This is a genomic window from Roseomonas sp. SRI_022, from assembly GCF_057586215.1.
Window position 1 is genome coordinate 20,900 of sequence record NZ_JBYCZL010000028.1, and the last position, 25,556, is coordinate 46,455.

Sequence of the window (25,556 nt, forward strand, 5' to 3'; positions counted from 1 at the left end):
GCCATGGCCATCAGCATCGCACCGAAGGAAACCGCCGACCTCAACGCCATGGAGGACGAGGCCTTCCGCGCCCATGTCCGGTCCTGGATCGAGGCGAACTACCCGCCCGACCTGCGCAATCCGCCCAAGCGCCTGCATTGGGAGGAGAACAAGCCCTGGTATTTCATGCTGGCCGAGAAGGGCTGGCTGTGCCCGGGCTGGCCGCGCCAGTTCGGTGGGCTCGGCCTCGCGCCTGCCAAGCAGATCATCTTCACGGATGAGGTCGAGCGCCACGGCTGCGCGCGCACCAATGACCACGGCATCATCATGGTCGGCCCGCTGCTCATCAACCACGGGACGGATGAGCAGCAGGCGCATTTCCTGCCGAAGATCCTGAACGGCGAGCACATCTGGTGCCAGGGCTATTCCGAACCCAATGCGGGATCGGACCTCGCTGCGCTGCGCACGGAAGCCGTGCTGGATGGCGACCACTACGTCGTGAACGGCCAGAAGATCTGGACGACGCTGGCGTCCGACGCGAACTGGTGCTTCCTGCTGGTGCGCACGGACAAGAACGCGAAGAAGCAGGAGGGCATCTCCTTCCTGCTGGTGGATATGGCGACGCCGGGCATCACGGTGAAGCCGATCATCAACCTCGAGTACCACGACGAGTTCTGCGAGGTCTTCTTCGACAATGTCCGCGTGCCGGCGAAGAACCTGGTGGGCACGCCGAACCGCGGCTGGGACATGGCGAAGGCGCTGCTGTCCTTCGAGCGGATCTATCTCGGGTCCCCGCGCCTGTCGGCCTATGCCTTCACGCGGCTGCGCCAACTCGCCGAACGCATGGGCGTGTGGGAGGATCTGGCCTTCCAGGACACCTATGGCCGGCTGCGGCTGGATCTCGAGGACCTGAAGTCGCTCTACGGCACCTTCGTGGACAAGCTGCGGCGCGGGGAAACGCTGGGCGCCGACGTGTCGATGTTGAAGGTGTTCCAGACGGAACTGTTCCAGCGCATCACCGACACGATGCTGGAGATCGCGGGCGAGAATGCCGGGCTGCTGGAGCCGATGGAAGGCAACCGCAACCTGAACCCGACGGGGCTCTACATCCAGGCGCGGCCCGCCACGATCTATGGCGGGTCGAACGAGATCCAGCGGAACATCCTGTCGAAGAACGTGCTGGGGCTGCCTGGCTGAAGGAGGCGGGGCGCGGGTGGATACGGTGCTTCAGTAGCGCTGCGCCGTATCCTGCCCGCCCGAGCTGAGCATGTTATTGCGGCAGAACGAGCAATGAAAGGTCGTGAGCGTTGGCATGACCTTGCGGACGTCGTGGATGACGTCCTTGAGTGTAACGCCGCATAAATTGTCCCAGCGGTTCCTGATCGTCAGGAGAGAAGCAACATTGTCGAAGGTGTGGCCGAAGAACTCCTTCTGCCATTTTTTATCGGTTCGTTCGAGGAACGCCTTCGCGCGCTCATAGGTAATGCGGAATTCCTCGTCGGCTTCTTTGTCGAATGTGTGGGTGCCCCACGCTTTCTGTAACAAATAATCGTGGCAGTCCTGGCCGCCCGTGATTTCCTCGACAGGCTTGAAGGTATTCGTTGCCAATTTGAGTCCCTGTAGCCCCTCATCCATCAAGTGATTTCCGTGTGACGCGTAGAATTTCAGTGTCACGCCGTCTGGGACCTTGAAGGATCGATTCTCGAAATAGTATCCGCCATGGGCGTCGATGGCGCAGGTCGTGCTGTCGGTCTGGGATCGGAAAAGATAGAGATAGCGACCGATTTTCTCGGCACCGTCAGGCACGCTCATGGGAAAGCCTCACACTGTTTTGTGAAGAGCGAGCGTATCCAGCTTGACTTCAGAAGGCACGGCCATTTTCAGGAGCTGTGCCAACCGGAGCGCCTTGGCGCGCCGCCGCCGGGGCCCCCCATGCATCGAAGCCGCGCGAGGCTCGAGGGCTCTCAGTAGCAGCGCCGCAAGCAAGAACGGCAAGGGTGGCGTTCCATCCCCGCAGCGCGATTGACACAACCTTCCGGCAAGCGTGGATGGGCGCATGGTTTTGCCCTTCGAATCCACGGTTGATCCGGTTGCGCCGCCGGGTGCCCCCGCCAGCCGGCTGTTCGGCATTCCCGTCCCAGGCAGCCCGCCACCCGCCGGACTGATCGCCTTCTACTGGTACTTCATCCGCCAGGCGAAGGCGCTGTTCGTGCTGCTGTTCCTGCTGGGCATGACGGTCGCCGTGCTGGATGCGCTGATTCCCATCTTCATCGGCACCGTCATCAGCCTGCTGAACACCCACGGGCCCGACCGCATCCTGGCGGAAGCCTGGCCGCAACTCCTCGGCATGGCGGCGGTGCTGCTGGTCGGACGGCCGCTCGCCATCACCGCGCAGAACCTGGTCGCGCAGCAGGGGATCGGCGCCAATGTCACCAGCCTGATCCGCTGGCAGAGCCACTTCCACGTCGTCCGCCAGGGCTGGACCTTTTTCCAGGAGGATTTCGCCGGGCGCATCGCCAACCGCGTGATGCAGGCAGGTCCGGCGCTGCGCGAGTCCGTGGTCCAGGGCGTGAACGCGGTCTGGTACATCCTTGTCTATGGCAGCACGGCGCTGATCTGGCTGACCCAGGCGGATTGGCGTCTCGCCTTGCCGGTGATGGCCTGGTTCCTCGCCTATCTCGCATTGCTGCGATTCATCGTGCCGCGCATGCGGGACCGGTCGAAGGCGGCGTCGGAGGCGCGATCGCTGCTGACCGGCCGCATTGTCGACAGCTACACCAACATCCTGACCGTGAAGCTGTTCGCGCGCGCCGAGGAGGAAGATTCCTTCGTGCGCGACGGCATCGCGCGCCTGACCGAGGCATTCCGCCGCCAGATGCGCATGGTCACGCTGAACGGGCTGCTGCTGTCCAGCCTGAATGCGATGCTGCTGACGGCGCTCGGCGCAGTGTCGATCTGGCTGTGGCAACGCGGCGAGATCGGCATCGGCGTCATCGCCACCGCGCTGCCGATGGGTTGGCAGATCGCCAATATCTCAGGCTGGGTCGCCTTCAACGTCACCGGCATCTTCGAGAATGTCGGCGTGGTGCAGGAAGCCTCCGGCAGCATCGCGGTGCCGCCCACGGCACCCGACCCGGTCGGTGCGAAGCCTTTGGTCGTCACGCGCGGCGAGATCCGCTTTGAGGACGTGCATTTCGGCTACGGCCAGGAACGTGGCGTGCTGAACGGCTTCGACCTCGTCATCGCATCCGGGGAACGTGTCGGCCTGGTCGGCCATTCCGGTGCGGGCAAGACGACCGCGATGAACCTGCTTTTGCGGTTCTTCAGCCCGGAGGCCGGGCGCATCGTCATCGACGGGCAGGACATCGCCACCGTCACGCAGGAATCGCTGCGGGGTGCCGTCGGCGTCGTCACGCAGGATACGGCGCTGCTGCACCGTTCGATCCGCGACAACATTCGCTATGGACGGCCTTCGGCGAGCGAGGCCGAGATCATCGCCGCGGCCGGTCGCGCTGCTGCGCATGAGTTCATCGCGCAGCTCGCCGATTGGCGCGGCCGAACCGGCTATGACGCGCATGTGGGTGAACGTGGCGTGAAGCTCTCGGGCGGCCAGCGCCAGCGCATCGCGATCGCCCGCGTGCTGCTGAAGGATGCGCCCGTCCTGGTGCTGGACGAGGCGACCTCCGCGCTCGATTCCGAAGTCGAGGCCGCCATCCAGGAACAACTCGCGGGGTTGATGGAGGGCAAGACGGTCATCGCCATCGCGCACCGCCTGTCGACGCTGGCAAAGATGGACCGCCTTGTTGTGTTGGAACACGGCCGTGTCGTGGAACAAGGCAGCCACGCCGAGCTGTTGGCCCGCGACGGCACCTACGCCGCCCTGTGGAAGCGCCAATCCGGCGGCTTCCTGTAAGTTCCCGCGGGTCCAGGGAGGCCGCTGCCTCCCTGGCGGGGGAGTACGAGGGGGCGGCGCCCCCTCGCTGCGCGTTGACCTTCCGCGCCACGCGCGGAAGCATGTCGACCACCCACCAGCGGATCCACTCCTCCATGACCGACCTTTGGCGCCTTTCGGCCACCGAGCTTGCCGCGCGCATTCGTGCGAAGGCGCTTTCTGCGACCGAGGTCGCCCGCGATGCGCTGGCGCGCCTCGATGCCGCGAACCCGAAGATCAATGCCGTGGTCGATCATCGCCCCGAGGTGGTGCTGGCCGAGGCGGCGGCCGTCGATGCCGCACTCGCGCGCGGCGAGGACCCTGGCCCGCTCGCCGGCGTGCCGGTGACGATCAAGGTGAATGCCGACCAGAAGGGCTTCGCGACAACGAATGGCCTGCGCCTGCAGAAGGACCTGGTCGCGGCGCAGGACAGCCCGGTGGTGAGCAATCTGCGTAAGGCGGGCGCGGTGCTGCTTGGGCGGACGAACACGCCGGCCTTCTCGCTGCGCTGGTTCACGCGCAATGCGCTGCATGGGCACACGAGGAACCCACGCGATGCGTCCATCACGCCGGGCGGGTCCTCGGGCGGGGCGGCGGCGGCGGTCACGGCGGGGATCGGGGCGATCGCCCATGGCACGGATATCGGCGGGTCGATCCGTTACCCGGCCTATGCCTGCGGCGTGCATGGGCTGCGCCCGACGCTCGGGCGCATCCCGGCGTGGAATGCCTCGGGCGCCGAACGGCATATCGGCGGGCAGCTCATGGCTGTGTCGGGGCCGATCGCGCGGACCATCGCGGATCTGCGGCTGGGCTTCGCGGCCATGGCGGCGCGCGACATCCGCGATCCCTGGTGGGCCGATGTGCCGCTGGAGGGCCCGCCGGTGGCGAAGCGCGCCGCGCTATGCCTGAACCCCGATGGCATGGCGGTGCAGCCTGCCGTGACCGCCCGCTGCGCGACGCCGCGAAGCGCCTGGAGGCCGCCGGCTGGACCATCGAGGAAGCCGAGACCCCGCCGCTGCGCGAACCGGCTGCGCTGCAGGCCATGCTGTGGCTGGCGGAATCGCGCCGCGGCCTGAACGCCGCGCTGCGGCAGGAAGCCGACCCGGATGCCGTCTTCGTCTTCGCGCAGATGGAGGCGCTGTGTCCCCAGCCCGATCTCAACGCCTTCATGGACGGGCTTCAGAAGCGCGCGACCTTCGTGCGGCAGTGGATGGAATTCTTCGAGCGCTTCCCACTCGCCATCACGCCGGTCTCCGGCGAGCTGCCCTTCCGTGACCAGGAGGATGTCGAAAGCCCCGAGGCCTTCGGCCGCATCATGGAAGCACAGTTGACCCAGGTCGGCCTGCCGCTGATGGGCCTGCCGGGGCTCGCGGTGACGACCGGGATGGTCGGCAGCGTGCCGGTTGGCGTGCAACTGCTCGCCGGACGCTACCGGGAGGACGTGCTGCTGCAGGCCGGCGCGGTGATCGAGGCGGCCGGCGTGCCGGCCTCCCCGGTGGATCCGGCGTAGCAGTCCGCGTCAGTCCCGCCGTACGGGCGGCACGCTGCCGCCCGGTCCGGGGCCACCCCATTGCCCCGGCTGCTGCGGCGGCTGGCCATGACCCGGCGGCGGCTGCCCGTAGCCCGGTGGAGGCGCCTGACCGTAACCCGCCGGCGGTGCGCCGGGGCTCTGCGCGGGTGGATAGCCCTGCGGCGGCGGCTGCCAGCCCTGCGGCTGCGGCGGTTGCCATTGCGGCTGCTGGGGCTGCTGCCACTGGCCAGGTTGCTGCCATTGCTGAGGCTGAGCCTGCTGCTGCGGCCAGCCGGGTTGCGGCGGCATGCCTTGCTGCCATTGCGGCGCGCCATAGGCACCGCCCAGCGGGTCGGGCCCAAAGCGGTTCGGCCCCGGCGTGCCGCGCAGGAAGCCGGTTTCCACCAGAAGCCAGATGGCATAAGCGAAAACGACCAGCCCCCCGACGGCCATCGGCACCAGCACCGCGCCGGCATTCTGCGGGTTGGTTGCGACCATCACGCCCATCACCACGCCGAAGATGGCGCCGATCAGGTAGAGCCCGCCGATCCACCATCCCGACCGGTCCCGGTCGTGCAGCCGCTTGATGCTCCCGGCCAGGGACGGCCAGATCGACAGCAGCGAGACCACCGTGCTGACCGGCGTGAACTGCGGCGCGTCGGCGGGCATCGCGTCCATGCCCATCGGGCCGGTGAAGCCCATCGCGGCATCGAGGATCGCCGCGACGATCGCGGCCACGAAGAGGATGAGCACGTAGCCGAGCCAGAAGGTCTTGCGCCCGATCCGTCCCCGGAAACTCAACCACTGCCCGATTGTCATACCCGTGACCCTTCCCGACGAATCGCTTCACAGCACCACGGCGCCGCGACGCCGCGCAAGCCCGCGCCATCTTGCCCGCGTAACTTCCGTTGCATACCGTCACCTTATCGATAACGGGCGGGCCAACGCTGCGCGCCGTCAACCGGGAGAGTGTTCCGACATGCTTCGTCGCCTGCTGCCTGCCGCCATCGCCCTGATGGGCGCCGCCGCCGTTTCGGCCTGCGCGCCGCAGACGGTCTATGTGCCCACGCCCGTCGGCGTCGCGCCGGGGCCGGTGCAGGCTGCCTGCGACACGCGCTTCCAGGTCGTGAACAATTCCTCCCGCACGGTGCTGACGCTGCAATACAGCCATTCCAGCCTGGCGAACTGGGGCGTCGACCAGCTCGGCCAGAACGTCCTGCCGCCGGGCCGCGTGTGGAACGCGCGGGCCAACAACGCCGGCAACTATGATTTCCGCATCACCTGGGCCGGCGGCGGCGCCGCCGAGCTGCGTCAGGTCAACATCTGCGCCGCGAGCCAGATCGTGGTGACGAATTCGGGCCTCTTCGCCCGCTGATCCGCGCGACGGGACCGCGCCGCCCGGCGCATTCCCTTCCATCTCGCTGCCGCGCTAGCCTCCCCGGTGTCATCGACACCGGGGAGTTTTCATATGTCCGAGGATCGTCTGGGCATTCTTGAGCAGCGTCGCATCGAGGCCGCCTTCGCCAAGGGCATCTACGAGGAGATGAAGGCCGAGCTTGGCGACGTGCAGGCGAAGGCCATCCTGTCCCGCGCCGTGGTGAAGCTGGCGAAGTCCACCGCCGCCGAGATGGCGAAGGAAGGCCCCGGCGGGCGACCCAGCCTTGAACATTTCATCGCGCTGCAACCGTTGTGGACCAAGGGCGATGCATTGCGCATCGAGACGCTGCGCAAGGACGCGACGCATTACGACTTCAACGTCACCCGCTGCCGCTATGCCGAAATGTACCGGCAGATGGGCCTTGCCGAGCTTGGCGCCGTGCTGTCCTGCAACCGGGATGGTGCCTTCTGCGAGGGCTACGATCCGAAGCTGAAGCTCGAACGCACCCAGACCATCATGGGCGGCGCGACCCATTGCGACTTCCGCTACCGCATGGAGGAGTGAAGCGCTGGCGGCCTGCGTGCGTGGCGCCGGCTGCCTGGGCGCGCGGCGTGTCGGCTGTCGCCGCGGAACGTGACCCCGCGGCGGCGACGCGCGATAAGCCTGGGACGAAACGGAGGAAGCACCATGACCCGCATCACGCGTCGCGCCGCGCTGGCCCTGCCAGTGGCTCTCCCCGCAGCCGCCCGCGCCCAGGATTGGCGCCCGGGGCAGCAGTCCCGAATCGTCGTGCCGGCCGCACCGGGCGGCACCACCGACATCATGGCGCGCCTGCTCGCCCAGCACCTCCAGGCGAAGTGGACCACGCCGGTGGTGGTCGAGAACCGCTCAGGCGCCGGCGGCACCATCGGCACGGTCGAAGTGGTGCGCAGTGCCCCCGATGGGCGCCACATGCTGATGGGCAATATCGGACCGCAGGCGATCGGCTATTCGCTGTTCCGCAACCTGCAATACCGGCCGGAGAGCCTGACGCCAGTCGCCAATGTCATCCGCGGCCCGAACGTGCTGGTGCTGCACCCTTCCGTGCCTGCCCGCACGGTGCCGGAATTCATCGCCTGGCTGAAGCGGGAGGGCAGCCGCGCCTCCTATGGCACCTCGGGGATGGGGCAGTCGCCGCATCTGTCGGGGGTGTGGTTCAACCAGCTTGCCGGCACGCAGGCGGAAGCGGTGCATTTCCGTGGTGCCGGGCCGCTGCTGATCGACCTCGTCGCCGGCAATGTGCAGTTCGCCTTCGATAACCTCACCAGCTCGATGGAGCATATTCGCGCCGGGCGGCTGCGGGCCCTTGGCGTGACCACCGCGGATCGCAGCCCGGAACTGCCGGACCTGCCCGCGATCCGGGAGACGGCGCCGGAACTCGCCCCCTATGACGTCGCCACCTGGTTCGGGCTGTTCATGCCGGCGAATGTGCCGGCGGAGATCGTGCGCAGCGTGAATGCGGAAGTGCAGACGATGCTCACCGCGCCCGACACGCGCGTGCGCTTCGCCCAGATGGGCGGCGTGCCGGCGCCGGGTACGCCGGACGATTTCGCCGGCTTCGTCGCGGCCGAGATCGCCAAGTGGGGCCAGGTGATCCGGCGTGAGGGTCTGCAGATGGACGCGACCTGACGGAATGGCGGCGCGACGCTGCCGCGCCTTCAATCCAGGCCGCTGATGATGCGGCGCAACAGGCCGAGCAACGCGACCTTGCCCGAAGGGCCGACGAGGTCGTCGAGTTTCCGGTCATGCGCCCGCGCATGCGCCATCAGCCGTGTCAGCACCTGGCGGCCCCGCGGCGTGAGGTCCAGGGCGTAGCGGCGGCGGTCCAGGGCTGATCTTTCGCGCAGCACCAGCCCCCGCGATACCAGATCGTCGAGCGCCGTCGTCAGGCTTGAGGTATCGCGGCCGGAGGCCTGCGACAAAGCAGCCTGCGTGATGCCGGGATTCTGCGCGATCAGGACCATCATGGCGAAGCGGCTCGGCCGCAGGCGCGGGTCGCGCACGCGTTGTGCGAAGGCACGGAAGGACGCTTCCTGCGCCAGGCGCAGGTGGAAGCCGATGAAATCCTCCAGCGGGCCGAGGCGGACTGCCTCACCCGATGCCCCTTCCTTCGACCGTCGTGTCGTCCTTGCCGGCATCCCGCCGTCCCTGTCCATCGATTCAACTTGACGCAGAAGATTGGACATCCAACTGTTGGAAGCAAGATCAGTTCCCCGGGGAGGAACGGGCATGGATGCCGCCGGCATGCGTGCGTCGGGCACGTCGCCCACCAGCGCGGGACACACCGCATCGGCTGCCTTTCTCGAGGCGCTGCGCGATGCGGGCGTCGAGTACATCTTCGCCAATTTCGGTTCCGACCATCCCGGCCTGGTCGAGGCGATCGCCGAGGCGCGTGCCGATGGCCGCCCGATCCCCAAGGTCATCACCTGCCCCAACGAGATGGTCGCGCTGACCGCTGCGCAGGGTCATGCGCAGGTTTCGGGTCGCGCGCAGGCCGTGGTGGTCCATGTCGAATGCGGCACTCAGGCCCTGGCGGGCGCGGTGCACAATGTCGACAAGGGCCGCGTCCCGGTGCTGATCTTCGCCGGCGCAAGCCCCTTCACGCAGTTCGGCGAGATGAAGGGCAGCCGCAACGAGTTCATCCAGTGGATCCAGGACGTGCATGACCAGCGCGGCATCGTGCGCGGCTACATGCGCTACGACGCCGAGATCCGCAGCGGCCGCAACATCCGACAGATGGTTTTCCGCGCGCTGCAATTCGCGCAATCCGACCCCAAGGGCCCGGTCTATCTGATGGGCGCGCGGGAGGTGATGGAGGAGGTGGTGCCGCGAGCCACCACCGATCCCGCCGACCACGCACCGGTCGGCCCCGCCGCATTGCCGGCGGAGGCCGTCGATGCGCTGCTGGCCGATCTGCGGGCCGCGCGGCGGCCGCTGGTGGTGACCTCCTATCTCGGCCGCAACATCCGAGCTGTGGAGGAGCTGCGTCGCTTCGTGGGCGTGCTGGGCATCGGCGCGCTGGACAGCGTGCCGAATGCCGTGAACCTTCCGCATGACGACCCGATGCACCAGGGTTGCCAGTGGAACGAGCCGCGGCAGAACGCAGCCCTGGCCGAGGCTGACCTCGTCATCGTGATCGACAGCGATGTGCCTTGGATTCCAACTGTCTCGAAGCCGCGGGATGGGGTGCGCATCTGGCATCTCGACGTCGATCCGCTGAAGCAGCAGATGCCGCTGTGGTCCATTCCGGCGCGTCGCGTTTTCCGCGCGCATGCCGAGACGGCGCTCGCGCAACTCAACGCGGCGCTGGTCCGTGCCACGCCCGATACTGCGGCCGTATCCGAGCGCCGCGCCTTCTGGTCGGCCCGTCACGCCGAGCGCCGCACAGCGCTCGCGGCGCTCGAAGTGCCTGGCACGGATGACGCGATCACGCCCGAATACCTCACGGCGCAGGTCCGCGCGCTGATGGATGAGCGCACGCTGATCCTGAACGAGGGCATCACCAACTACCCCATCATCTGCAACCACATCGCGCCGACGCGCGCCGGGCAGATGCTGAATTCGGGTGGCGGCAATCTGGGTTGGGCCGGCGGTGCGGCGATCGGCGCGAAGCTCGCCGATCCGTCGCTGACGGTGATCTCCTTGCTTGGCGATGGCTGCTACATGTTCAGCCAGCCCTCGACGGTGCACTGGATGGCGCGACGTTACGGCACGCCGTTCCTGCAGGTCGTGTTCAACAATCGCGGATGGAAGGCGCCGCGCTTCTCGACGCTGGCCGTGCATGGCCAGGGTTACGCGGCGGCCGCGGCGGATATCGATGTGTCCTTCGACCCGCCGCCCGACCATTCGGCGATCGCGGCGGCGGCGGGCGGCGCCTTCGCCCGCAAGGTCGAACGCGCAAGCGACCTGCCTGCCGCGCTGGCTGAGGCCATGCACGCCGTGAAGAACGAGAAACGCGCCGCAGTGTTGGACGTCTGGTTGCCCCACCTGATGGCGTGACAGTCGCGAGGGAGGACGACGATGAACATCATCACGCGCCGGAACGCTCTGCTCGGCACGATGCTGCTCACCACGCCCGCGCTTGCGCAGGCGCGGCCGGTGCGGATCGTCGTTGCCTTCCCGCCCGGCGGCGCGGCCGACATTGTGGCACGACTGCTGGCCGAACGTCTGCGCACCGCCTGGGATGCGCCGGTCGTGGTGGAGAACCGCGCCGGCGCCGGCGGCAACATCGCCGGCGCCGAGGTGGCGCGCGCGGAGCCGGACGGCCACACGCTGCTGATCACCTCGCAATCCATCGCGGTGAACCGCTTCCTCTATGCGCGCATGCCTTTCGATGCGATGGCCGATGTCGCCCCGGTCGCGATGGCGATCCAGGTGCCGAATGTGATGGTCGTCCCGGCGACCTCGCCCGATCACAGCGTGGCGGATTTCATCGCCCGCGCGCGCGCCAATCCGGGCAGGCTGAACTACGGCTCGGCCGGCGTCGGGACTTCGATCCATCTGGCCGGTGAGCTCTTCGCCCATCTGGCCGGCGTGCGGATGACGCATGTGCCTTATCGCGGCGCAGGGCCGGCGATGCAGGACCTGCTCGCCGGGCGGCTCGACGTGATGTTCGACACGCTGACCGTCTCCGCTGGCCCGATCCGGCAGGGTGGCATCCGCGCGCTCGGCGTGACGACCTCCACGCGCGCGCCGACACTACCGGAGGTTCCACCCATCGCCGACACCGTGCCCGGCTATGCGCTGAGCTCCTGGTTCGCCTTCTTCGCCCCCGCGCGCACCCCAGCCGCGACGATCCTGCGCCAGTCGCGCGACATCGCCGCCGCGCTGCGCGATCCGACGGTCGCGTCACGCCTCGCCGAGCTCGGCGCGACGCCCATCGGCTCCTCGCCCGAAGCGCTGGCAGACGCCATGCGCGCCGAGGCCACGCTGTGGGAACCGATCATCCGCGCGGCCAACATCAGCATCACGGAATGACGAAGGGAGGACACATATGACGCGCATCACCCGCCGCGCCGCCTTCGGTGGCCTCGCCGCCGCCGCGATTGTCACCAGGGCCAGCGCCCAGGCCGGCCCCGTGCGCATCGGCTGGTCCATCAGCAAGACCGGGCCGAATGCCGGGGGTGCGAGCGTCACCACCCTGCCGAACTACCAGCTCTGGGTGCGCACGGTGAATGAGGCGGGCGGCCTGCGCCTGCCAGGCGGTGCGCGACGCATGATCGAGGTTGTGGAGTACGATGATCGCTCGCTGTCCGAGGAAGCCATCCGCAACCTGGACCGGCTGATCAACCAGGATCGTGTGGACCTGGTGTTGCCGCCCTGGGGCACGGGGCTGAACCTCGCGGTGGGGGCGGTGCTGAACCGTGGCGGGCATCCGCATCTCGCTGTCACCTCAGTGACGGAGCGCATCCCGGAGCTCGTGCAGCGCTGGCCGAACGCCTTCTTCTTCCTCGGCCGCTCCTCGGCGGCGTCGGAGGCGCTGGTCACGACACTGCAGGGACTTCAGCGCAGCAATGGGCTTGGCAACACCGTGGCGCTGGTCTCGGTGCAGGACCAGTTCGGGATCGAGCTGCTGAACGCCGGCCGCGCCGCGCTCAACCGCGCCGGCTTCCGGCTGGTGATCGACCGGCAGTATCCGCTCGGCCAGCAGGACCTGGCACCGCTGATCGCCGAGGCCGCGCGCGCCAATCCGGAGATCTTCATCGCCTTCTCCTACCCACCGGATACGCTGGCGATCACCGAGCAGGCACGCATCGCCGGTTTCAACCCAAAGGTCTTCTACACCGCGGTCGGCACGGCCTTCCCGCTGTTTCGCCAGCGCTTCGGCACGAATGCCGAGGGCGTGCTCGGTATCGGTGGCGTCGATGCCGCCAGTCCGAAGATCCGCGACTATGTGGCGCGCCACACCCAGGTGGTCGGGCGCCCGCCGGATGGCTGGGCCTCGCCGGTCACCTACGCCTCGCTCGAGGTGCTGGAACAGGCCATCGCGCAGGTCGGCATCGACCGCCCGGCACTGATCCGCGCCATCGGCGGCGGCACCTTCGAGACCATCGTCGGCAGCGTCAGGATGGAGAACAACCAGCGCATCCCGCAGCCCTGGGTCGGCCAATGGCAGGGCGAGAATTTCGTCGCGGTCGGCGGTGCGGGGCCGTTGCAGCCGGTGCAATTCCCGAAACCGGCCTGGCGCCCGGCCTGATCCGTGTTCCTGCTGGACGTCCTGCTGTCGGGGCTGGTGCTGGGCGGCATCTACGCGCTGATCGCCATCGGCCTCACGCTGCAGTACGGCGTCGCACGGATCATGAACCTCGCCTATGGCGAGTTCACGGTGGCGGCCTGCTTTGTCGCCTATGTGCTGTTCACGGCGGCGGGGGTGAATCCCCTGCTCGCGCTCGTCATCGCGATGCCGGCGTCCTTCGCGTTGCACTGGGTCATCTATGTTGTGCTGATGGCGCCGCTGGTGCGTCGCGCGCCCGATGCGGGCGCGCTGGAGGTGGACAACATCCTTGCAACCTTCGGGCTGCTGTTCATCGTCCAGGGGGTGCTGTTGGCGGCCTTCGGCGGTACCTACTTCTCCTATTCCTACCTGGCTGTGCCGGTGCAGGTGTTGGGGTCCGCGGTTGCGCTGAACCGCTTGCTGGCGGCGGGGGTGGCGCTGGCGATCTCACTCGCGCTCTACCTGGTGCTGATGCGCACGCGCATGGGCACGGCGGTGCGAGCGGTAGCGGTGAGTCCGGCCTCCGCGCAACTCGTCGGCATCGACACACGCACCTTCGCGGCCTTCGTCTTCGCGCTGGGCGGTGCGCTGGTGGCCGGGGCCGGGGTGCTCGTCTCCATGTTCCTGACCTTCAACGCTGCGATGGGCGTCGTCTTCACCATGAAGGCGCTGATCATCGTCATCATGGGCGGTGTCGGCAACGTGCTGGGCGCGCTGGTGGCGGGGCTGATCCTCGGCCTCGCCGAGGCGCTCGCGGCGGGCTTCCTCGATTCCGGCCTGACCATGGCTGTGAACTTCGCGCTCTTCCTCACCATCCTGCTGCTGCGTCCGGCGGGGCTGTTCGGCCGGCCCGCACGGTGAAGGACGCGCGCTTTCCCATCGGGGTCGCCGCGGTGGCTGGCGTGCTGATCTTGGCGCAACCGCATCTCGGTTCGTTCTGGCAGTCGCTGCTGATCAACATCCTGATGTACACCGCACTCGCGACGGCCTGGGGGCTCTTCTCGGGGCCGACGCGCTACGTCTCCCTTGCCACCGCGGCCTTCTTCGGCATCGGCGCCTACAGCATGGCCTTCCTGGGCGACGCCCTGCCGCTGCCGGCGGTCTATCTGGCAGCTGGCTGCATCGGCGCCGCGGTGGCTTTCGTCGTCGGCTTCTCCACCCTGCGTCTTTCCGGCGCCCATTTCGTCATCTTCACCTTTGGCCTGGCGGAGCTGATCCGTCAGCTCGTCACCTGGGCCGAGGCGAAATTCGGCGGCACGGTCGGCCGCTTCGTGTTCGTCCCGGTGTCGCCGGCCGATATCTACATGTCGCTGGTCGCGGCTTGCACCGCCGTTCTGCTGATGGGTTGGTGGCTCGGCCGCTCGCGTTTCGGCTGGGCGCTGCGCGCGATCGGGGAGGACGAGACCGTCGCGCGCCATGCCGGCATCGACGTCACGTGGACCAAGGTACTGGTCTTCACCGTCTCGGCGGCCGTGATGGCAGTCGTGGGCTGCATCATGGCGCCGCGATGGACCTATATCGACGCGACCATCGCCTTCAATCCGGCCATTTCCTTCCAGGTGCTGATCATGGCGCTGCTCGGCGGCGCGGGGCGGTTGTACGGGCCGGTGCTCGGCGTGGTGCCGCTCGCGATCCTGTTCGAATTGCTGCAGGCGAATTTCCCCAATCACTTCTCCATCCTGCTCGGCGCTGTATTCCTCGCGGTGGTCTATGTGATTCCACGTGGCGTCGCCGGGCTGCTGGAACGCCGGGCGTGACCGCAGGGCTGCTCGAACTCGACCGCCTGTCGCGCAGCTTCGGGGGCCTGCGCGCGGTGGACGGGCTGTCGGCGCAGATCGCGCAGGGCGAGGTGATCGGACTGGTCGGCCCGAACGGATCCGGCAAGACCACGGCGCTGAACCTCATCACCGGGAATCTCCGCGCGGATGACGGGCGGATCGTATTCCGCGGCACCGATGTCGCGCGCCTGCCGCCGCATGCCATCACGCGCCTGGGTATCGCGCGGACATTCCAGCTGGTCCGCGTGATGCCAGGCATGACCATCGCGGAGAACGTCGCCCTCGGCGCCATCTTCGGCGCCGCGCCCTGCTCACCGGGTGAGGCGATGCGGCGCGCGCCTGCGCTCCTCGAACGCGTCGGCCTTGCCGGCCGCGGCGACCGATCCGCCGCGGCGCTGACCTATGTCGGCCAGAAGCGGCTTGAACTGGCCAGGGCCCTGGCTGCCCGCCCGCTTCTCCTGCTGCTCGACGAATGGCTCGCCGGGCTGAACCCCACGGAACTGGACGATGGCGTCGCACTGATCCGCAGCCTGGCGCGCGAGGGCACGACCATCGTCATGGTCGAGCATGTGATGAGCGCCATCCGCGCGTTGTGCAGCCGCATCGTCGTGATGAATGCCGGCCGCGTGATTGCCGCAGGCACGCCGGATGCGGCGCTCTCGGACCCGGCGGTGATCGCCGCTTATCTTGGCGACGACGATGCTTGAGGTGACCGGGCTTTGCGCCGGCTATGGCGCACATCGCGCGGTCGAGCGGATCGACATGCACGTCGCCAAGGCCGAGACGGTGGCGATCCTTGGGGCCAATGGCGCGGGCAAGACCACGCTGTTGAAGGCACTTGGCGGCATGATCGCTGCGAAAGGCGAGGTGCGCTTCGCGGGGGAGCGCATCAGCGGCTGCCCCGCCCATGACCTGGTCGAGCGCGGCATCGCCCTGGTGCCGGAGGGGCGCGGCGTGTTCGGCGACCTCACGGTGCGGGAAAATCTCGCCCTCGGCGCCTTCCCGCGGCGCGCGCGCCAGCAGGAAGCGCAGGCTTTGCACGACGTGCTTGCGCTGTTTCCGCGACTGCGGGAGCGCCTGTCCCAACCCGTTCGCACCATGTCGGGCGGCGAGCAGCAGATGGTCGCGATCGGCCGCGCCCTCATGTCGCAGCCCGAACTGCTGATGCTGGACGAACCTTCGCTCGGCCTCTCACCGCTGATCACCGCCGAACTGTTCCGCGCCCTGGCTCTGGTGAAGGGGCGCGGCACGGCGATCCTGATCGTTGAGCAGAATGCGCGACGCTGCCTGAAACTCGCGGATCGCGCCTATCTTCTCGCGAATGGCCGCATCGTCGGGCAGGGAGACGCGGCCGTGCTTGCCGCCGACCCGGCCGTGGCCGCCGCCTATCTGGGCGGTGTGACGATCACGCGACCGTGACGCACCCTTGTTCATCAATCGGGGTGGCGCGAGTAGGTGCTTGATGTGGCGTGGCGGACTCGCCATCCTCATTGTGCCGGCGCGCGGCCGGTTCCACCGGAGGATACGACAATGGCCTGGAAGGCCCCCAAGATCGTCGAGATCTCGCTCGCGTTGGAAATCAACAGCTACGCCTGCGCCGAGATCGGCTGAGGCCAGCGCCTGCCCGGAGCCATTTTTCATGCTCCGGGTAATCGTGCTCGGTGCCGGTGCCGGCGGCGGGTTCCCGCAATGGAACTCCGCCGGGACCGGGTGTTTGCGCGCACGCGCGGGCGATGCCGCCGCGCCGCCGCGCAGCCAGGCCAGCATTGCTGTCTCCGCCGATGGCGAGAACTGGTTGCTGGTGAATGCCAGCCCCGACCTTCGCCAGCAGATCGCCGCGACGCCGGCCCTGCATCCGCGGCCCGGGACGCTGCGCAATTCACCCATCGCGGCCGTGTTGCTGACGGGCGCCGAGGTGGACACCATCGCCGGCCTGCTGCACCTGCGCGAACGCCATGCCTTCACGCTGCTGGCCGCACCCCCGACCTTCGCAGTCCTGGATGCGAACCCGATCTTCCGCGCGCTGAACCCGGACTTCGTCACGCGCCGCGACATTCGGCCCGGCGATGTCTTGGAGGTCCTGGACATCTCCGTCACCGCCTATGTGGTGCCGGGCAAGGTGCCGCTGTTCGCAGAGACGATGGATGGCGACCCCGGCGTGGCCGAGGATGGGGAGGCGCTTGGCCTCGCGCTGTCCGCCGGCGGCGGCACGCTGCACTACATCCCCGGCTGCGCGATGATGACGCCAGCGTTGCGCACGCGCCTCGATGATGCGGCCTGCGTGATGTTCGACGGCACGCTGTTCACGGACGATGAGATGATCCGGCTCGGCGCCGGCCCGAAATCCGGGCGCCGCATGGGCCACATGCCCATGACGGGCGAGGGCTCGACGCTTGAAGCCTTCGCATCCATCCCCGTCGCACGCCGCATCTTCGTGCACATCAACAACACGAACCCCACCCTGCTGGCCGACAGCCCGGAGCGCGCAATGCTTCGCGCGCAAGGCTGGGAAGTCGCCGAGGACGGGATGGAGATCCGCCTGTGAGTCTGTTGTCACCCGAAGCGCTCGAAGCCGCGCTGCGCGCCATTGGGGAGGAGCGCTACCACATCCACCACCCCTTCCATCACCTGCTGCATGGCGGGAAGCTCACCAAGGGCCAGGTGCAGGCCTGGGCGCTGAATCGCTATTACTACCAGGCTTCCATTCCCGCGAAGGATGCGTCGTTGGTCGCGAGGCTGCCCACGCCCGAGCTGCGTCGCGAATGGCGGCGGCGCCTGTTGGACCATGATGGGGACGGCGTGCATCCGGGTGGTGTGGAACGTTGGCTCGCATTGACCGATGGGCTTGGGCTCGACCGCGACTATGTCGTCTCGCTCAAGGGTCTGCTGCCGGCCACGCGCTTCGCAGTGGATGCCTATGTGCGCTTCGTACGGGAGAAATCGCTTCTCGAAGCGGTCGCTTCCTCGCTCACCGAGATGTTCTCGCCCAACATCATCTCCCAGCGCGTGTCGGGGATGATGCGCAACTATGATTTCGTGACGGCGGAGACGCTCGCTTACTTCACGCCACGCCTGACGCAGGCGCCGCAGGACGTCGCCTTCGCGCTCTCCTATGTGAGGCAGCACGCCGATACCGTGGAGAAGCAGGAACAGGTCCTCGCGGCGCTGCGCTTCAAATGCGACCTGCTATGGGCGCAGCTCGACGCGCTGCACCTGGCCTATGTGGAGCCCGCGCTGCCGCCGCCGGGCGCCTTCCGGCCATGACGCCGCGCTTCGCCCCCGGCGTCCGCCTGCACCACGATACGGCGCGCGATCGCTGGGTGGTCATGGCGCCGGAGCGCATGTTCGTGCCGGACGACACGGCGCTGGAAGTCCTTCGTCTCATCGACGGCGTGCGCGACATCGATGCGGTCGTGGATGCCCTCGCCGCGAAGTTCGATACGCCGCGGGAGGTCATCGCCGCCGACATCGGCACCATGCTGGACGATTTGATCGCGCGGGGCGCGCTCGTCACATGAATGCGCCGCTCGCGCTTCTCGCCGAGCTGACACATCGCTGCCCCCTGCGCTGCCCCTACTGTTCAAACCCGCTCGCGCTGACGCGTGGCTCGGCCGAACTGACGACGGAGGAATGGGCGCGCGTCTTCGCGGAGGCGGCGGCGCTCGGCTGCCTGCAGGTGCATCTTTCGGGCGGCGAGCCAACCGCGCGACGCGATATCGCCGAGATCACCGCCGCGGCGCACGAAGCCGGCCTCTACACCAATCTGATCACGGCCGGCGTGTTGCTCGATGTGGCGCTGATGACGCGACTGAAGGACGCCGGCCTCGACCACGTGCAGCTTTCGGTGCAGGACGCCGAGCCAGCGGGGGCTGAACGCATTGGCGGCATGAAGGGTGCCCATGCCCGCAAGGAATCCGCGGCGCGGCTGGTGCGCGAGGCCGGGTTGCCGTTGACACTGAATGCGGTCGTCCACCGACAGAACCTGCACAACCTCGCAGCGCTGATCGAGATTGCGTTGTCTTGGGGCGCCGCGCGGCTCGAGGTCGCGCATGTGCAGTACTACGGCTGGGCGTTGGTGAACCGCGACGCCTTGCTGCCGACGCGCGACCAGCTCGACGAGGCGACGCGGATCGTCGAGGCGGCACGGCAGGCTCATCGCGGCCGCCTCGTCATCGACTACGTCGTGCCCGACTACCATGCCGAGCGCCCCAAGGCCTGCATGGGCGGCTGGGGCAGCCGCTTCCTCGGCATCTCGCCTGCCGGGCGCGTGCTGCCCTGCCACGCGGCGGAATCCATCACCGGCATGGTGTTTCCTTCGGTGCGCGAGACCTCGCTTCGTGACGCCTGGGAGAACAGCGAGGCCTTCAACCGCTTCCGCGGCACCGATTGGATGCCCGCGCCCTGTCGTGGTTGCGAACGCGCCGAGCGCGACTGGGGCGGCTGCCGCTGCCAGGCCTTCGCGCTGACCGGCGATGCCGCGGCTACGGATCCGGCGTGCTCACTCTCGCCCCATCACGGGCTGCTCGCCGCAGCCCTGGCCGAGGCGCGTACGCCGGAGTTCCGCTATCGCGAATTCGGCTGACCCGAGGTCAGTCCCGTTGCGCGAGGTAGTGCGCCAGCGCCCGGATATCGGCATCCGACAATCCGAAGACGGCGCCGTTCATTTGCGTGTCGGCACCGACGCGCTGGCCATCCCGGTACTCGATCAGCGTGCGAGCGAGGAAATCCTCGCGCTGCCCGGCGATGCGGGGGATCTGCTCGCGTCCCGCGAGCGTCGGCAGGTGGCAGACGGTGCAGTTGCGCGGTCCGATCAGCGCCTGGCCGGCGGCGAACAGCGCGGCGTCTCGCGGCGCGCGATCCTCCGGCGGCCCCGGCGGCAGGCTGGCGAAGAAAGCGGCCAGGTCCTCGATATCCTTGTCCGGCATGTTCTCGGCAAAGGCGAGCATCGCCGGCACCTGGCGGATGCCCTCCCGGAACAGGATCATCTGCAGCGTGATGAAGCCCGCCGGCTGGCCAGCGAGGGAAGGGACGTCCGGCGTCTGGCTGCGGCCATCCACACCATGGCACGCGGTGCAGCGGCCCTCGGCGAGCTCGGCGCCGCGGCGTGCATCCTGCGCCGCGGCGATGTCGGGCAGTGCGGCGGCCATGATGGCCGCCGCCAGCAGGTGCCGCAGTCTCACTGGCGATAGGTGATGCGGTAGATCGCACCCATCTGCTCACCAGAGACGAGCAGCGACCCGTCGCGCAGCACCTGCACGTCCACGGGCCGGTCGAGGAAACGCTGATTGGCGTCGTCCCGCAGGCCGGTCATGAATTCCTCGATCCCCGTCACATTGCCCTGCGCGTCGAGGCGGGCGACGACCACGTCGTAGCCGGTCAGGCGCTCACGGTTCCAGGATCCGCGGCGGGCAATGAAGATCTGGTTCCGGTACTGCTCGGGGAACATGGTGCCGGTATAGAAGCGCATGCCGAGTGCTGCGACATGCGGACCGAGCAGCGCGGCGGGCTGTACGAATTCGGAGCAGTTGCGACCGGCATTGTACTGCGGGTCGGCGCTGCCGCTGGAGCAATAGGGGAAGCCGTGATCCTCGCCGCTGCGACGCACGCGGTGCAGCGTGTCGTTCGGCCAGTCATTGCCGGCCCAGTCGCGGCCATTGTTGGTGGCCCACAATTCGCGCGTCAGCGGATGATGCGCCATGCCGACGCTGTTGCGCACGCCGCGGGCCTCGATGCGCCGGTCGCTGCCATCCGGGTTGAAGGAGACGAGCAGCGCGAACTTGTCGCGGTCGGTCTCGCAGATGTTGCAGTTGACGCCGACGTTCGTATAGATCCGGCCATCGGGACCAAGGCTCGCGAATTTCCAGTGATGGTTGCCGCCGTGATCCTGCTCGGTCGGCAGCGCGAAGGCGGCGGTCAGGTCAACCGGCGCCGGCACGTTGTCGAGATTTGCCTCGATGTTGTCGTAGCGCAGCACGCGATTGACGGCGAGCACATAGAGATTGTTGCCGACCATCACGAGCCCGTTGGGCTGCGACAGGCCCTGCGCGATGGTGCGCGTCCGTGTGGTGCCATCGGGGTTACGGCTGATGGCATAGACGCGCCCGATCACGCGGGTGCCGGCGAAGACCGTTCCATTCGGGCCTTCGGCCATCATGCGCGCACCGGGGATTCCATGGGCGAAGACCTCGGCCTGGAAGCCGGGTGGCAACCGCAATGCACCGACCGGTAGCTCGCCCGGCGGCGTCACCGTCAGGCGTGGCGCGTGGGGCGCAAGGGTGGAGCCTTCAGGCCGGCCGATGGCCCAGCCAGGAACCGGAGCGGGCTGCTGCGCTACGGCCGGCACGGCCGCGAGCGCCGCGACCAGGCCGAACACAAGGCGTCTGGTGGTCATGGCTATTTCTCCCTGCTGCCCGCTTCGGGGCGTTACCGCCGAATGGAAGAATGAAAGCGTAGGTTCTGCAAGGGAAAGACGAGACCGGCGGCAGACGGATGCCGCGTCCTGAAGAAGCGCCCGCGATCACGGCGGCGGGAGGCACTTGCGGCACGCAGGCGCAGCCTTCCTCCGGCTGGCGGATCGACAGCACCTGGCGTGGCTCGGCGGTTCCATCGGCCATGGCTTCCACGACGGGCTCCGGCGCGCCATGCTCACGGTAACGAGAAGCATCGGGAGGACATCATGGCTTCACTCACGCGCCGGGCCGCCTTGGCGGCACCGATTATCGCCATGCCCGGCCTTGCCCGAGCGCAAGCCTGGCGGCCGCCCGGACCGGTGCGCATCATCGTCCCGGCCGCGGCCGGCGGCACCACCGACATCATGGCGCGGCTTCTCGGGCAATTCCTGCAGCCGCGCTGGAACACGCCGGTGGTGGTCGAGAACCGCGCCGGCGGCGGGGGCACCATCGGCACGCTCGAAATGGTCCGCGCCCGGCCGGACGGCACCACGCTGATGCTCGGCAATATCGGGCCGCAGGCCATCGCATATTCGCTGTTCCGCAACCTGCCGTATCGGGCGGACCAGATCGCCAGCATCGCCGGCACCATCCGCGGGCCCAATGTGCTGGTGGTGAATCCGTCGGTGGAGGCGCGCTCCGTCGCCGAACTCGCGGCCCTGCTGCGGGCACGGCCGGGGCAGGTCCCCTACGCGTCCACGGGCGTCGGGCAATCGACGCATCTGTCGCCCGTGCTCATGCTGCAGATGCTGAACGCACAGGCGATCCATGTGCCGCATCGCGGATCGGCGCCGGCGCAACTCGACATTCTCGCCGGCAACGTCGCCTTCCTGATCGACAATCTCACCGGCATCATTGGCCATATCCAGGCCGGCCGTGTGCGCGCGCTGGCGGTCACCAGCGCCGAACGCCATCCGCTGCTGCCCGACGTGCCGGCGATGCGCGAGACGATGCCCGAACTGGCAAGCTACGAGGTCAATACCTGGTTCGGCCTGTTCGGCCCCGTCGGCTTGCCGGCGGAGGCGGTCAACGGCCTGAACGCCGAGACCATGGCGCTGCTCGCCCAGCCTGACACGCAGCGCCGCTTCACCGAGCTCGGCGGCGTCGGCATGCCAGGCAATCCCGACGCCTTCGCCGCTTTCGTGCGCAGCGAGATCGCGAAATGGGCGGAGGTGGTGCGCAAGGAAGGCCTGCAGATGGATGCCGGTTGAATCCAGGCGTTGACGGGCGCGCGGCCGCGGCATGAGCCTGTGGCCGCACCCATCCGGAGGATGAGACGATGCGCCTGATCCCCGCCGCCCTAGCGGCCCTGATGCTGACAGCGGCGCCGGCCGCCATGGCGCGGACCCTGTCCTGGTCCTTTTCCTCGGATATCCTGACGCTCGATCCGCATTCGTCGAACAACACCTTCACCAACGCCTTCCTCGACAACGTCTATGAGACACTGGTGCGGCACAACCAGCGCGTGGAACTGGAACCCGCGCTGGCGAGGTCGTGGGAGCGCGTGACGCCGACCGTCTGGCGTTTCACCCTGCGCGAGGGCGTACGCTTCCATAATGGCGAGACCTTTGGCGCCGAGGATGTCGCCTTCTCCTGGCAGCGGCTGAACACGCCGGGCGCGCTCGCCCGCGGCGCGCTGGCGGGCGTGATCAAGGAGGTCCGCGCCATCGGTCCGCTGACGGTCGAGATCGAGACGGAGCGCCCCTTCCCGATCCTGCTCAATGCCTTGACCCAGATGCATATCATGGATGCCGGGTGGGCCGCGGCGAACAACGCGACGGCAGCGACCAACCTGCAGGCACGGGAGGAGACGGGCGCCTCCCGCAGCGCGAACGGCACCGGCCCCTTCCGCGTCCGCAGTCGGCAGATCGACGGACCGACCGTGCTGGTGCCCTTCGAGGGTTGGTGGGACAGGCCGCAGCACAATCTCACCGAAGTCACCTTCCACCCCATCCGCAGTGCGCCGACGCGCACGGCGGCGCTGATCGGCGGGCAGGTGGATGCACTGGTCGAGTTGCCGCTGCAGGACATTCCGCGCATCGAGGCCAACCCGAACCTCCAGGTCGTGGAGGGGCCGGAACTGCGGACGATCTATCTCGGCTTCGACCACAATCGCGATGAGCTGGCGTATTCCGACGTGCGCGGCCGCAACCCGCTGCGCGACATCCGCGTACGCCAGGCGATCTACCAGGCGATCGACGTCGAGACGCTGCGCCGTTCGGTGATGCGCAACAACGCCTGGATCGCCGGGACCATGGCGAGCCCGTTCCTGTCCGGGGCACCGACCGACATCAACACTCGCACCTTCCCCTTCGACCCGGACGCTTCGAAGCGCCTGCTGACGGAGGCTGGCTATCCGGACGGCTTCTCGGTCGGTCTCGCCTGCCCGAACGATCGCTATGTCTATGATGAACGGCTGTGCATCGCGATCTCCGGCATGCTGCAGCGCGTGGGCATCCGCGTCATCCCGCAGTTCGAGACGCTGGCGCTGTGGTCGCGGCGGATCAATACGCTGGACGTGTCGATGTTCATGGTCGGCCATGCGGGGCTGCCGCTTGCCGATACCTACTCGACCCTGTCGGAGGTGCTGCGCACGCGCACCGCGACGGCGTCCGGACTCAATGTCGGACGCTGGTCGAATGCCGAGTTCGATGCTTTGGTGGACCGGATCGCCGAGGAAGGCGACGAGACGCGGCGCCGCGCCCTGATCCGCGAGGCGTTGCTGATCGAGAAGCGCGAGGTCGCCCACGTGCCACTGCATCAGCAGCCGGTGGTCTGGGCGACGCGGCGGAACATTGACCTGGCGCAGTCACCGGACAACCGGCTGCGCCTTCGCTATGTACGGGTGAACTGAATGGCTGATCTCATCGTCTCCGGCGGCACCGTCATCACCATGGATGGGGGCCGCCGGGTGATCCCGGATGGCGCTGTCGCGGTCAGCGGCGGCAGCATCGCCGCGGTCGGGCCGCGCGCCGAGGTCGAGGCCGCGCATGCGGCGCCGAAGCGGATCGACGCGCGCGGCAAGGCGATCCTGCCCGGGCTGATCGACGGCCATGCCCATGCCGGGCACGGCCTGGTCAAGACCATGGGCAGCGGGGATTCCGAGGCCTGGTCGGAGGCCTGCCGCGTCATCTACACCCTCGCCTCGCCGCCATCCTTCTGGCGGGCGGAAGCAGCACTTACGGGGCTGGAACTGCTGAAATTCGGCGTCACCACATCGGTGATGCTGCTGGGTGGCGGCGATTCCATTGGCCGCGTGGACGATCCGGCGCATGGCGATGCGCATGTCGCAGGGATCAACAGCATCGGCATCCGCCGCGTCATGGTGCTCGGCCCGACGCGGCCGCCGTTTCCACGCCCGTATCGTGGCGCGGATGGCAGTGTGCGCGACGTGTCCTTCGAGCAGCAGGCCGAGACCATCGCGACGCTGGTCGAACGCCATCACGACAAGGGCCGCATCACCTGCGCGACGCTGATGCCGGTCTATCGCGAGGACCACCACGACCCCGCCAAGGTGCGTGAGATCGAGGCCCAGGGCCGCGTCATGCGCGAGATCGGCCGCAAGGCCGGCGCGCCCTTCCACCAGGATGGCCACCGCAATGGCAGCATCGAGATGGCGGACAGAATGTTCGGCCTGCTCGGCCCCGATGCCTGGCTGTCGCACTGCACCGACCTGACCGAGGCGGATATCGACACGCTGGTCCGCACAGGCACATCGGTCGTGCACAATCCCTCGGCCATCGCCGCGGTGCGCGGCTTCTGCCCGGTGATCGCCATGCTCGACCGCGGCGTGACGGTGATGATCGGGTCGGACGGCACCGCGCCGGACCGGTCAACCGACATGTTCCGCCACATGTTCCAGGCCATGCGCTACCACCAGCGCGCTGCGCGGGACGAGAAGCTGCTGCCGCCCGGCAAGGCGCTGGAGATGGTGACGATCGACGCCGCGAAGGGCCTCGGCATGGCCGACCGCATCGGCAGCCTCGAGGTCGGCAAGCAGGCCGACATCATCACCGTCGATCTGTCCGCACCGCACATGCTGCCGGCCAACATGCCGGTGCATCGCGTGGTGTACTTCGCGGGCGGCGGCGACGTGCGCGACGTGGTGGTGGGCGGCGAGATCCTGATGCGCGACCGCGTGGTGCCCCATGTGGACGAAGCGGCCATCGCCGACGCCGCTCAGGCCGAGACGGCGCAGATGCTCGCACAATCCGGCATGGCAGACATGATCTTCGAGGACCCTGGTTGGGGCCGGTCGCGGCGTTGATACCTGGCCCG

The 25,556-nt window shown here is 68.2% G+C and carries 27 protein-coding genes; 22 read left to right on the forward strand and 5 right to left on the reverse strand.

The genetic code is table 11. From position 1 onward, the window contains the following. The first annotated feature begins 3 nt into the window (after positions 1-3). Complete coding sequence (locus AC2YHJ_RS22485) at positions 4-1,176, forward strand: acyl-CoA dehydrogenase family protein (RefSeq protein ID WP_487398417.1); 1,173 nt, start codon at positions 4-6, stop codon at positions 1,174-1,176. A 30-nt stretch (positions 1,177-1,206) separates the two neighbouring features. Here the strand turns inward: AC2YHJ_RS22485 and AC2YHJ_RS22490 are convergent, their stop codons facing one another. Continuing rightward, the gene (locus AC2YHJ_RS22490; protein WP_487398418.1) at positions 1,207-1,791 is read right to left on the reverse strand and encodes a putative adhesin; all 585 of its coding nucleotides are present in this window, start codon (positions 1,789-1,791) and stop codon (positions 1,207-1,209) included. A 244-nt stretch (positions 1,792-2,035) separates the two neighbouring features. Here AC2YHJ_RS22490 and AC2YHJ_RS22495 point away from each other — a divergent pair, with 244 nt between their 5' ends. The 3 genes from AC2YHJ_RS22495 (at position 2,036) to AC2YHJ_RS22505 (ending at position 5,420) form a co-directional block, all read left to right on the forward strand. Continuing rightward, positions 2,036-3,892 carry an ABC transporter ATP-binding protein gene (locus AC2YHJ_RS22495; protein WP_487398419.1) on the forward strand — a complete coding sequence of 619 codons (1,857 nt, stop codon included), beginning with the start codon at positions 2,036-2,038 and terminating at the stop codon, positions 3,890-3,892. Between the two features lie 134 nt (positions 3,893-4,026). Then, positions 4,027-4,986, forward strand: coding sequence for an amidase (locus tag AC2YHJ_RS22500; RefSeq protein ID WP_487398420.1), 960 nt, complete (start codon positions 4,027-4,029; stop codon positions 4,984-4,986). Next, positions 4,902-5,420, forward strand: a complete 519-nt coding sequence (locus AC2YHJ_RS22505) for an amidase (protein ID WP_487398463.1) — start codon at positions 4,902-4,904, stop codon at positions 5,418-5,420. The genes AC2YHJ_RS22500 and AC2YHJ_RS22505 overlap by 85 nt, the downstream gene beginning before the upstream one ends. Positions 5,421-5,429: 9 nt before the next feature. Here the strand turns inward: AC2YHJ_RS22505 and AC2YHJ_RS22510 are convergent, their stop codons facing one another. Continuing rightward, entirely contained in the window at positions 5,430-6,239 is an 810-nt protein-coding gene (locus tag AC2YHJ_RS22510; protein WP_487398421.1) for a DUF805 domain-containing protein, read from the reverse strand. A 160-nt stretch (positions 6,240-6,399) separates the two neighbouring features. Between AC2YHJ_RS22510 and AC2YHJ_RS22515 the strand changes: the two genes are divergently transcribed. The 3 genes from AC2YHJ_RS22515 to AC2YHJ_RS22525 all read left to right on the forward strand — a co-directional run bounded on the left by AC2YHJ_RS22515 (position 6,400) and on the right by AC2YHJ_RS22525 (position 8,466). Next, complete coding sequence (locus AC2YHJ_RS22515; protein WP_487398422.1) at positions 6,400-6,795, forward strand: hypothetical protein; 396 nt, start codon at positions 6,400-6,402, stop codon at positions 6,793-6,795. Between the two features lie 93 nt (positions 6,796-6,888). Continuing rightward, a complete protein-coding gene (locus tag AC2YHJ_RS22520) occupies positions 6,889-7,362 on the forward strand; it encodes an L-2-amino-thiazoline-4-carboxylic acid hydrolase (protein ID WP_487398423.1) in 474 nt (157 codons plus the stop codon). Positions 7,363-7,485: 123 nt separating this feature from the next. Next, positions 7,486-8,466 carry a Bug family tripartite tricarboxylate transporter substrate binding protein gene (locus AC2YHJ_RS22525; RefSeq protein WP_487398424.1) on the forward strand — a complete coding sequence of 327 codons (981 nt, stop codon included), beginning with the start codon at positions 7,486-7,488 and terminating at the stop codon, positions 8,464-8,466. A gap of 29 nt (positions 8,467-8,495) precedes the next feature. Here the strand turns inward: AC2YHJ_RS22525 and AC2YHJ_RS22530 are convergent, their stop codons facing one another. Continuing rightward, entirely contained in the window at positions 8,496-9,098 is a 603-nt protein-coding gene (locus AC2YHJ_RS22530; protein WP_487398425.1) for a MarR family winged helix-turn-helix transcriptional regulator, read from the reverse strand. Between AC2YHJ_RS22530 and AC2YHJ_RS22535 the strand changes: the two genes are divergently transcribed. From AC2YHJ_RS22535 to pqqE, 12 genes are all read left to right on the forward strand, one after another. Continuing rightward, a complete protein-coding gene (locus AC2YHJ_RS22535) occupies positions 9,067-10,836 on the forward strand; it encodes a thiamine pyrophosphate-requiring protein (protein WP_487398426.1) in 1,770 nt (589 codons plus the stop codon). The genes AC2YHJ_RS22530 and AC2YHJ_RS22535 overlap by 32 nt on opposite strands. A 21-nt stretch (positions 10,837-10,857) precedes the next feature. Next, positions 10,858-11,814: a Bug family tripartite tricarboxylate transporter substrate binding protein gene (locus tag AC2YHJ_RS22540; RefSeq protein WP_487398427.1), complete on the forward strand. Its 957-nt coding sequence runs from the start codon at positions 10,858-10,860 to the stop codon at positions 11,812-11,814. A gap of 16 nt (positions 11,815-11,830) precedes the next feature. After that, entirely contained in the window at positions 11,831-13,033 is a 1,203-nt protein-coding gene (locus AC2YHJ_RS22545) for an amino acid ABC transporter substrate-binding protein (RefSeq protein WP_487398428.1), read from the forward strand. A 3-nt stretch (positions 13,034-13,036) separates the two neighbouring features. Beyond that, positions 13,037-13,912, forward strand: a complete 876-nt coding sequence (locus tag AC2YHJ_RS22550) for a branched-chain amino acid ABC transporter permease (RefSeq protein ID WP_487398429.1) — start codon at positions 13,037-13,039, stop codon at positions 13,910-13,912. Then, entirely contained in the window at positions 13,909-14,808 is a 900-nt protein-coding gene (locus AC2YHJ_RS22555; RefSeq protein ID WP_487398430.1) for a branched-chain amino acid ABC transporter permease, read from the forward strand. Before AC2YHJ_RS22550 ends, AC2YHJ_RS22555 begins: the two co-directional genes overlap by 4 nt. After that, on the forward strand, positions 14,805-15,536 hold the full coding sequence (locus AC2YHJ_RS22560; protein ID WP_487398431.1) for an ABC transporter ATP-binding protein: 732 nt from the start codon (positions 14,805-14,807) through the stop codon (positions 15,534-15,536). Before AC2YHJ_RS22555 ends, AC2YHJ_RS22560 begins: the two co-directional genes overlap by 4 nt. Next, positions 15,529-16,248, forward strand: coding sequence for an ABC transporter ATP-binding protein (locus AC2YHJ_RS22565; RefSeq protein ID WP_487398432.1), 720 nt, complete (start codon positions 15,529-15,531; stop codon positions 16,246-16,248). The genes AC2YHJ_RS22560 and AC2YHJ_RS22565 overlap by 8 nt, the downstream gene beginning before the upstream one ends. 111 nt (positions 16,249-16,359) lie before the next feature. Next, positions 16,360-16,440 (forward strand): pyrroloquinoline quinone precursor peptide PqqA, encoded by an 81-nt coding sequence (pqqA, locus tag AC2YHJ_RS22570; RefSeq protein ID WP_487398464.1) that lies wholly within the window; start codon positions 16,360-16,362, stop codon positions 16,438-16,440. Positions 16,441-16,468: 28 nt separating this feature from the next. Beyond that, positions 16,469-17,374, forward strand: a complete 906-nt coding sequence (gene pqqB / locus AC2YHJ_RS22575) for a pyrroloquinoline quinone biosynthesis protein PqqB (RefSeq protein ID WP_487398433.1) — start codon at positions 16,469-16,471, stop codon at positions 17,372-17,374. Continuing rightward, positions 17,371-18,093, forward strand: a complete 723-nt coding sequence (pqqC, locus tag AC2YHJ_RS22580; RefSeq protein WP_487398434.1) for a pyrroloquinoline-quinone synthase PqqC — start codon at positions 17,371-17,373, stop codon at positions 18,091-18,093. The genes pqqB and pqqC overlap by 4 nt, the downstream gene beginning before the upstream one ends. After that, a complete protein-coding gene (gene pqqD / locus AC2YHJ_RS22585) occupies positions 18,090-18,347 on the forward strand; it encodes a pyrroloquinoline quinone biosynthesis peptide chaperone PqqD (RefSeq protein ID WP_487398435.1) in 258 nt (85 codons plus the stop codon). The genes pqqC and pqqD overlap by 4 nt, the downstream gene beginning before the upstream one ends. Then, complete coding sequence (pqqE, locus tag AC2YHJ_RS22590) at positions 18,344-19,411, forward strand: pyrroloquinoline quinone biosynthesis protein PqqE (RefSeq protein WP_487398436.1); 1,068 nt, start codon at positions 18,344-18,346, stop codon at positions 19,409-19,411. The genes pqqD and pqqE overlap by 4 nt, the downstream gene beginning before the upstream one ends. 7 nt (positions 19,412-19,418) lie before the next feature. Here the strand turns inward: pqqE and AC2YHJ_RS22595 are convergent, their stop codons facing one another. Next, entirely contained in the window at positions 19,419-19,976 is a 558-nt protein-coding gene (locus AC2YHJ_RS22595; RefSeq protein WP_487398437.1) for a c-type cytochrome, read from the reverse strand. Between the two features lie 29 nt (positions 19,977-20,005). Continuing rightward, positions 20,006-21,220, reverse strand: coding sequence for a PQQ-dependent sugar dehydrogenase (locus AC2YHJ_RS22600; protein ID WP_487398438.1), 1,215 nt, complete (start codon positions 21,218-21,220; stop codon positions 20,006-20,008). 285 nt (positions 21,221-21,505) lie between these two features. Here AC2YHJ_RS22600 and AC2YHJ_RS22605 point away from each other — a divergent pair, with 285 nt between their 5' ends. The 3 genes from AC2YHJ_RS22605 (at position 21,506) to AC2YHJ_RS22615 (ending at position 25,545) form a co-directional block, all read left to right on the forward strand. Beyond that, positions 21,506-22,489 carry a Bug family tripartite tricarboxylate transporter substrate binding protein gene (locus AC2YHJ_RS22605; RefSeq protein ID WP_487398439.1) on the forward strand — a complete coding sequence of 328 codons (984 nt, stop codon included), beginning with the start codon at positions 21,506-21,508 and terminating at the stop codon, positions 22,487-22,489. A 68-nt stretch (positions 22,490-22,557) separates the two neighbouring features. Next, positions 22,558-24,132, forward strand: a complete 1,575-nt coding sequence (locus AC2YHJ_RS22610; protein WP_487398440.1) for an ABC transporter substrate-binding protein — start codon at positions 22,558-22,560, stop codon at positions 24,130-24,132. Further along, a complete protein-coding gene (locus AC2YHJ_RS22615) occupies positions 24,133-25,545 on the forward strand; it encodes an amidohydrolase family protein (protein WP_487398441.1) in 1,413 nt (470 codons plus the stop codon). Positions 25,546-25,556 lie beyond the last annotated feature (11 nt).

Bases quoted from the DNA above. Each gene is read 5' to 3' on its own strand.
- AC2YHJ_RS22485 (WP_487398417.1), top strand. From the start codon at position 4: ATGGCCATCAGCATCGCACCGAAGGAAACCGCCGACCTCAACGCCATG.
- AC2YHJ_RS22490 (WP_487398418.1), bottom strand. From the start codon at position 1,791: ATGAGCGTGCCTGACGGTGCCGAGAAAATCGGTCGCTATCTCTATCTT.
- AC2YHJ_RS22495 (WP_487398419.1), top strand. From the start codon at position 2,036: ATGGTTTTGCCCTTCGAATCCACGGTTGATCCGGTTGCGCCGCCGGGT.
- AC2YHJ_RS22500 (WP_487398420.1), top strand. From the start codon at position 4,027: ATGACCGACCTTTGGCGCCTTTCGGCCACCGAGCTTGCCGCGCGCATT.
- AC2YHJ_RS22510 (WP_487398421.1), bottom strand. From the start codon at position 6,239: ATGACAATCGGGCAGTGGTTGAGTTTCCGGGGACGGATCGGGCGCAAG.
- AC2YHJ_RS22515 (WP_487398422.1), top strand. From the start codon at position 6,400: ATGCTTCGTCGCCTGCTGCCTGCCGCCATCGCCCTGATGGGCGCCGCC.
- AC2YHJ_RS22520 (WP_487398423.1), top strand. From the start codon at position 6,889: ATGTCCGAGGATCGTCTGGGCATTCTTGAGCAGCGTCGCATCGAGGCC.
- AC2YHJ_RS22525 (WP_487398424.1), top strand. From the start codon at position 7,486: ATGACCCGCATCACGCGTCGCGCCGCGCTGGCCCTGCCAGTGGCTCTC.
- AC2YHJ_RS22535 (WP_487398426.1), top strand. From the start codon at position 9,067: ATGGATGCCGCCGGCATGCGTGCGTCGGGCACGTCGCCCACCAGCGCG.
- AC2YHJ_RS22540 (WP_487398427.1), top strand. From the start codon at position 10,858: ATGAACATCATCACGCGCCGGAACGCTCTGCTCGGCACGATGCTGCTC.
- AC2YHJ_RS22545 (WP_487398428.1), top strand. From the start codon at position 11,831: ATGACGCGCATCACCCGCCGCGCCGCCTTCGGTGGCCTCGCCGCCGCC.
- AC2YHJ_RS22565 (WP_487398432.1), top strand. From the start codon at position 15,529: ATGCTTGAGGTGACCGGGCTTTGCGCCGGCTATGGCGCACATCGCGCG.
- pqqA (WP_487398464.1), top strand. From the start codon at position 16,360: ATGGCCTGGAAGGCCCCCAAGATCGTCGAGATCTCGCTCGCGTTGGAA.
- pqqB (WP_487398433.1), top strand. From the start codon at position 16,469: ATGCTCCGGGTAATCGTGCTCGGTGCCGGTGCCGGCGGCGGGTTCCCG.
- pqqD (WP_487398435.1), top strand. From the start codon at position 18,090: ATGACGCCGCGCTTCGCCCCCGGCGTCCGCCTGCACCACGATACGGCG.
- pqqE (WP_487398436.1), top strand. From the start codon at position 18,344: ATGAATGCGCCGCTCGCGCTTCTCGCCGAGCTGACACATCGCTGCCCC.
- AC2YHJ_RS22595 (WP_487398437.1), bottom strand. From the start codon at position 19,976: ATGGCCGCCGCACTGCCCGACATCGCCGCGGCGCAGGATGCACGCCGC.
- AC2YHJ_RS22600 (WP_487398438.1), bottom strand. From the start codon at position 21,220: ATGACCACCAGACGCCTTGTGTTCGGCCTGGTCGCGGCGCTCGCGGCC.
- AC2YHJ_RS22605 (WP_487398439.1), top strand. From the start codon at position 21,506: ATGGCTTCACTCACGCGCCGGGCCGCCTTGGCGGCACCGATTATCGCC.
- AC2YHJ_RS22610 (WP_487398440.1), top strand. From the start codon at position 22,558: ATGCGCCTGATCCCCGCCGCCCTAGCGGCCCTGATGCTGACAGCGGCG.
- AC2YHJ_RS22615 (WP_487398441.1), top strand. From the start codon at position 24,133: ATGGCTGATCTCATCGTCTCCGGCGGCACCGTCATCACCATGGATGGG.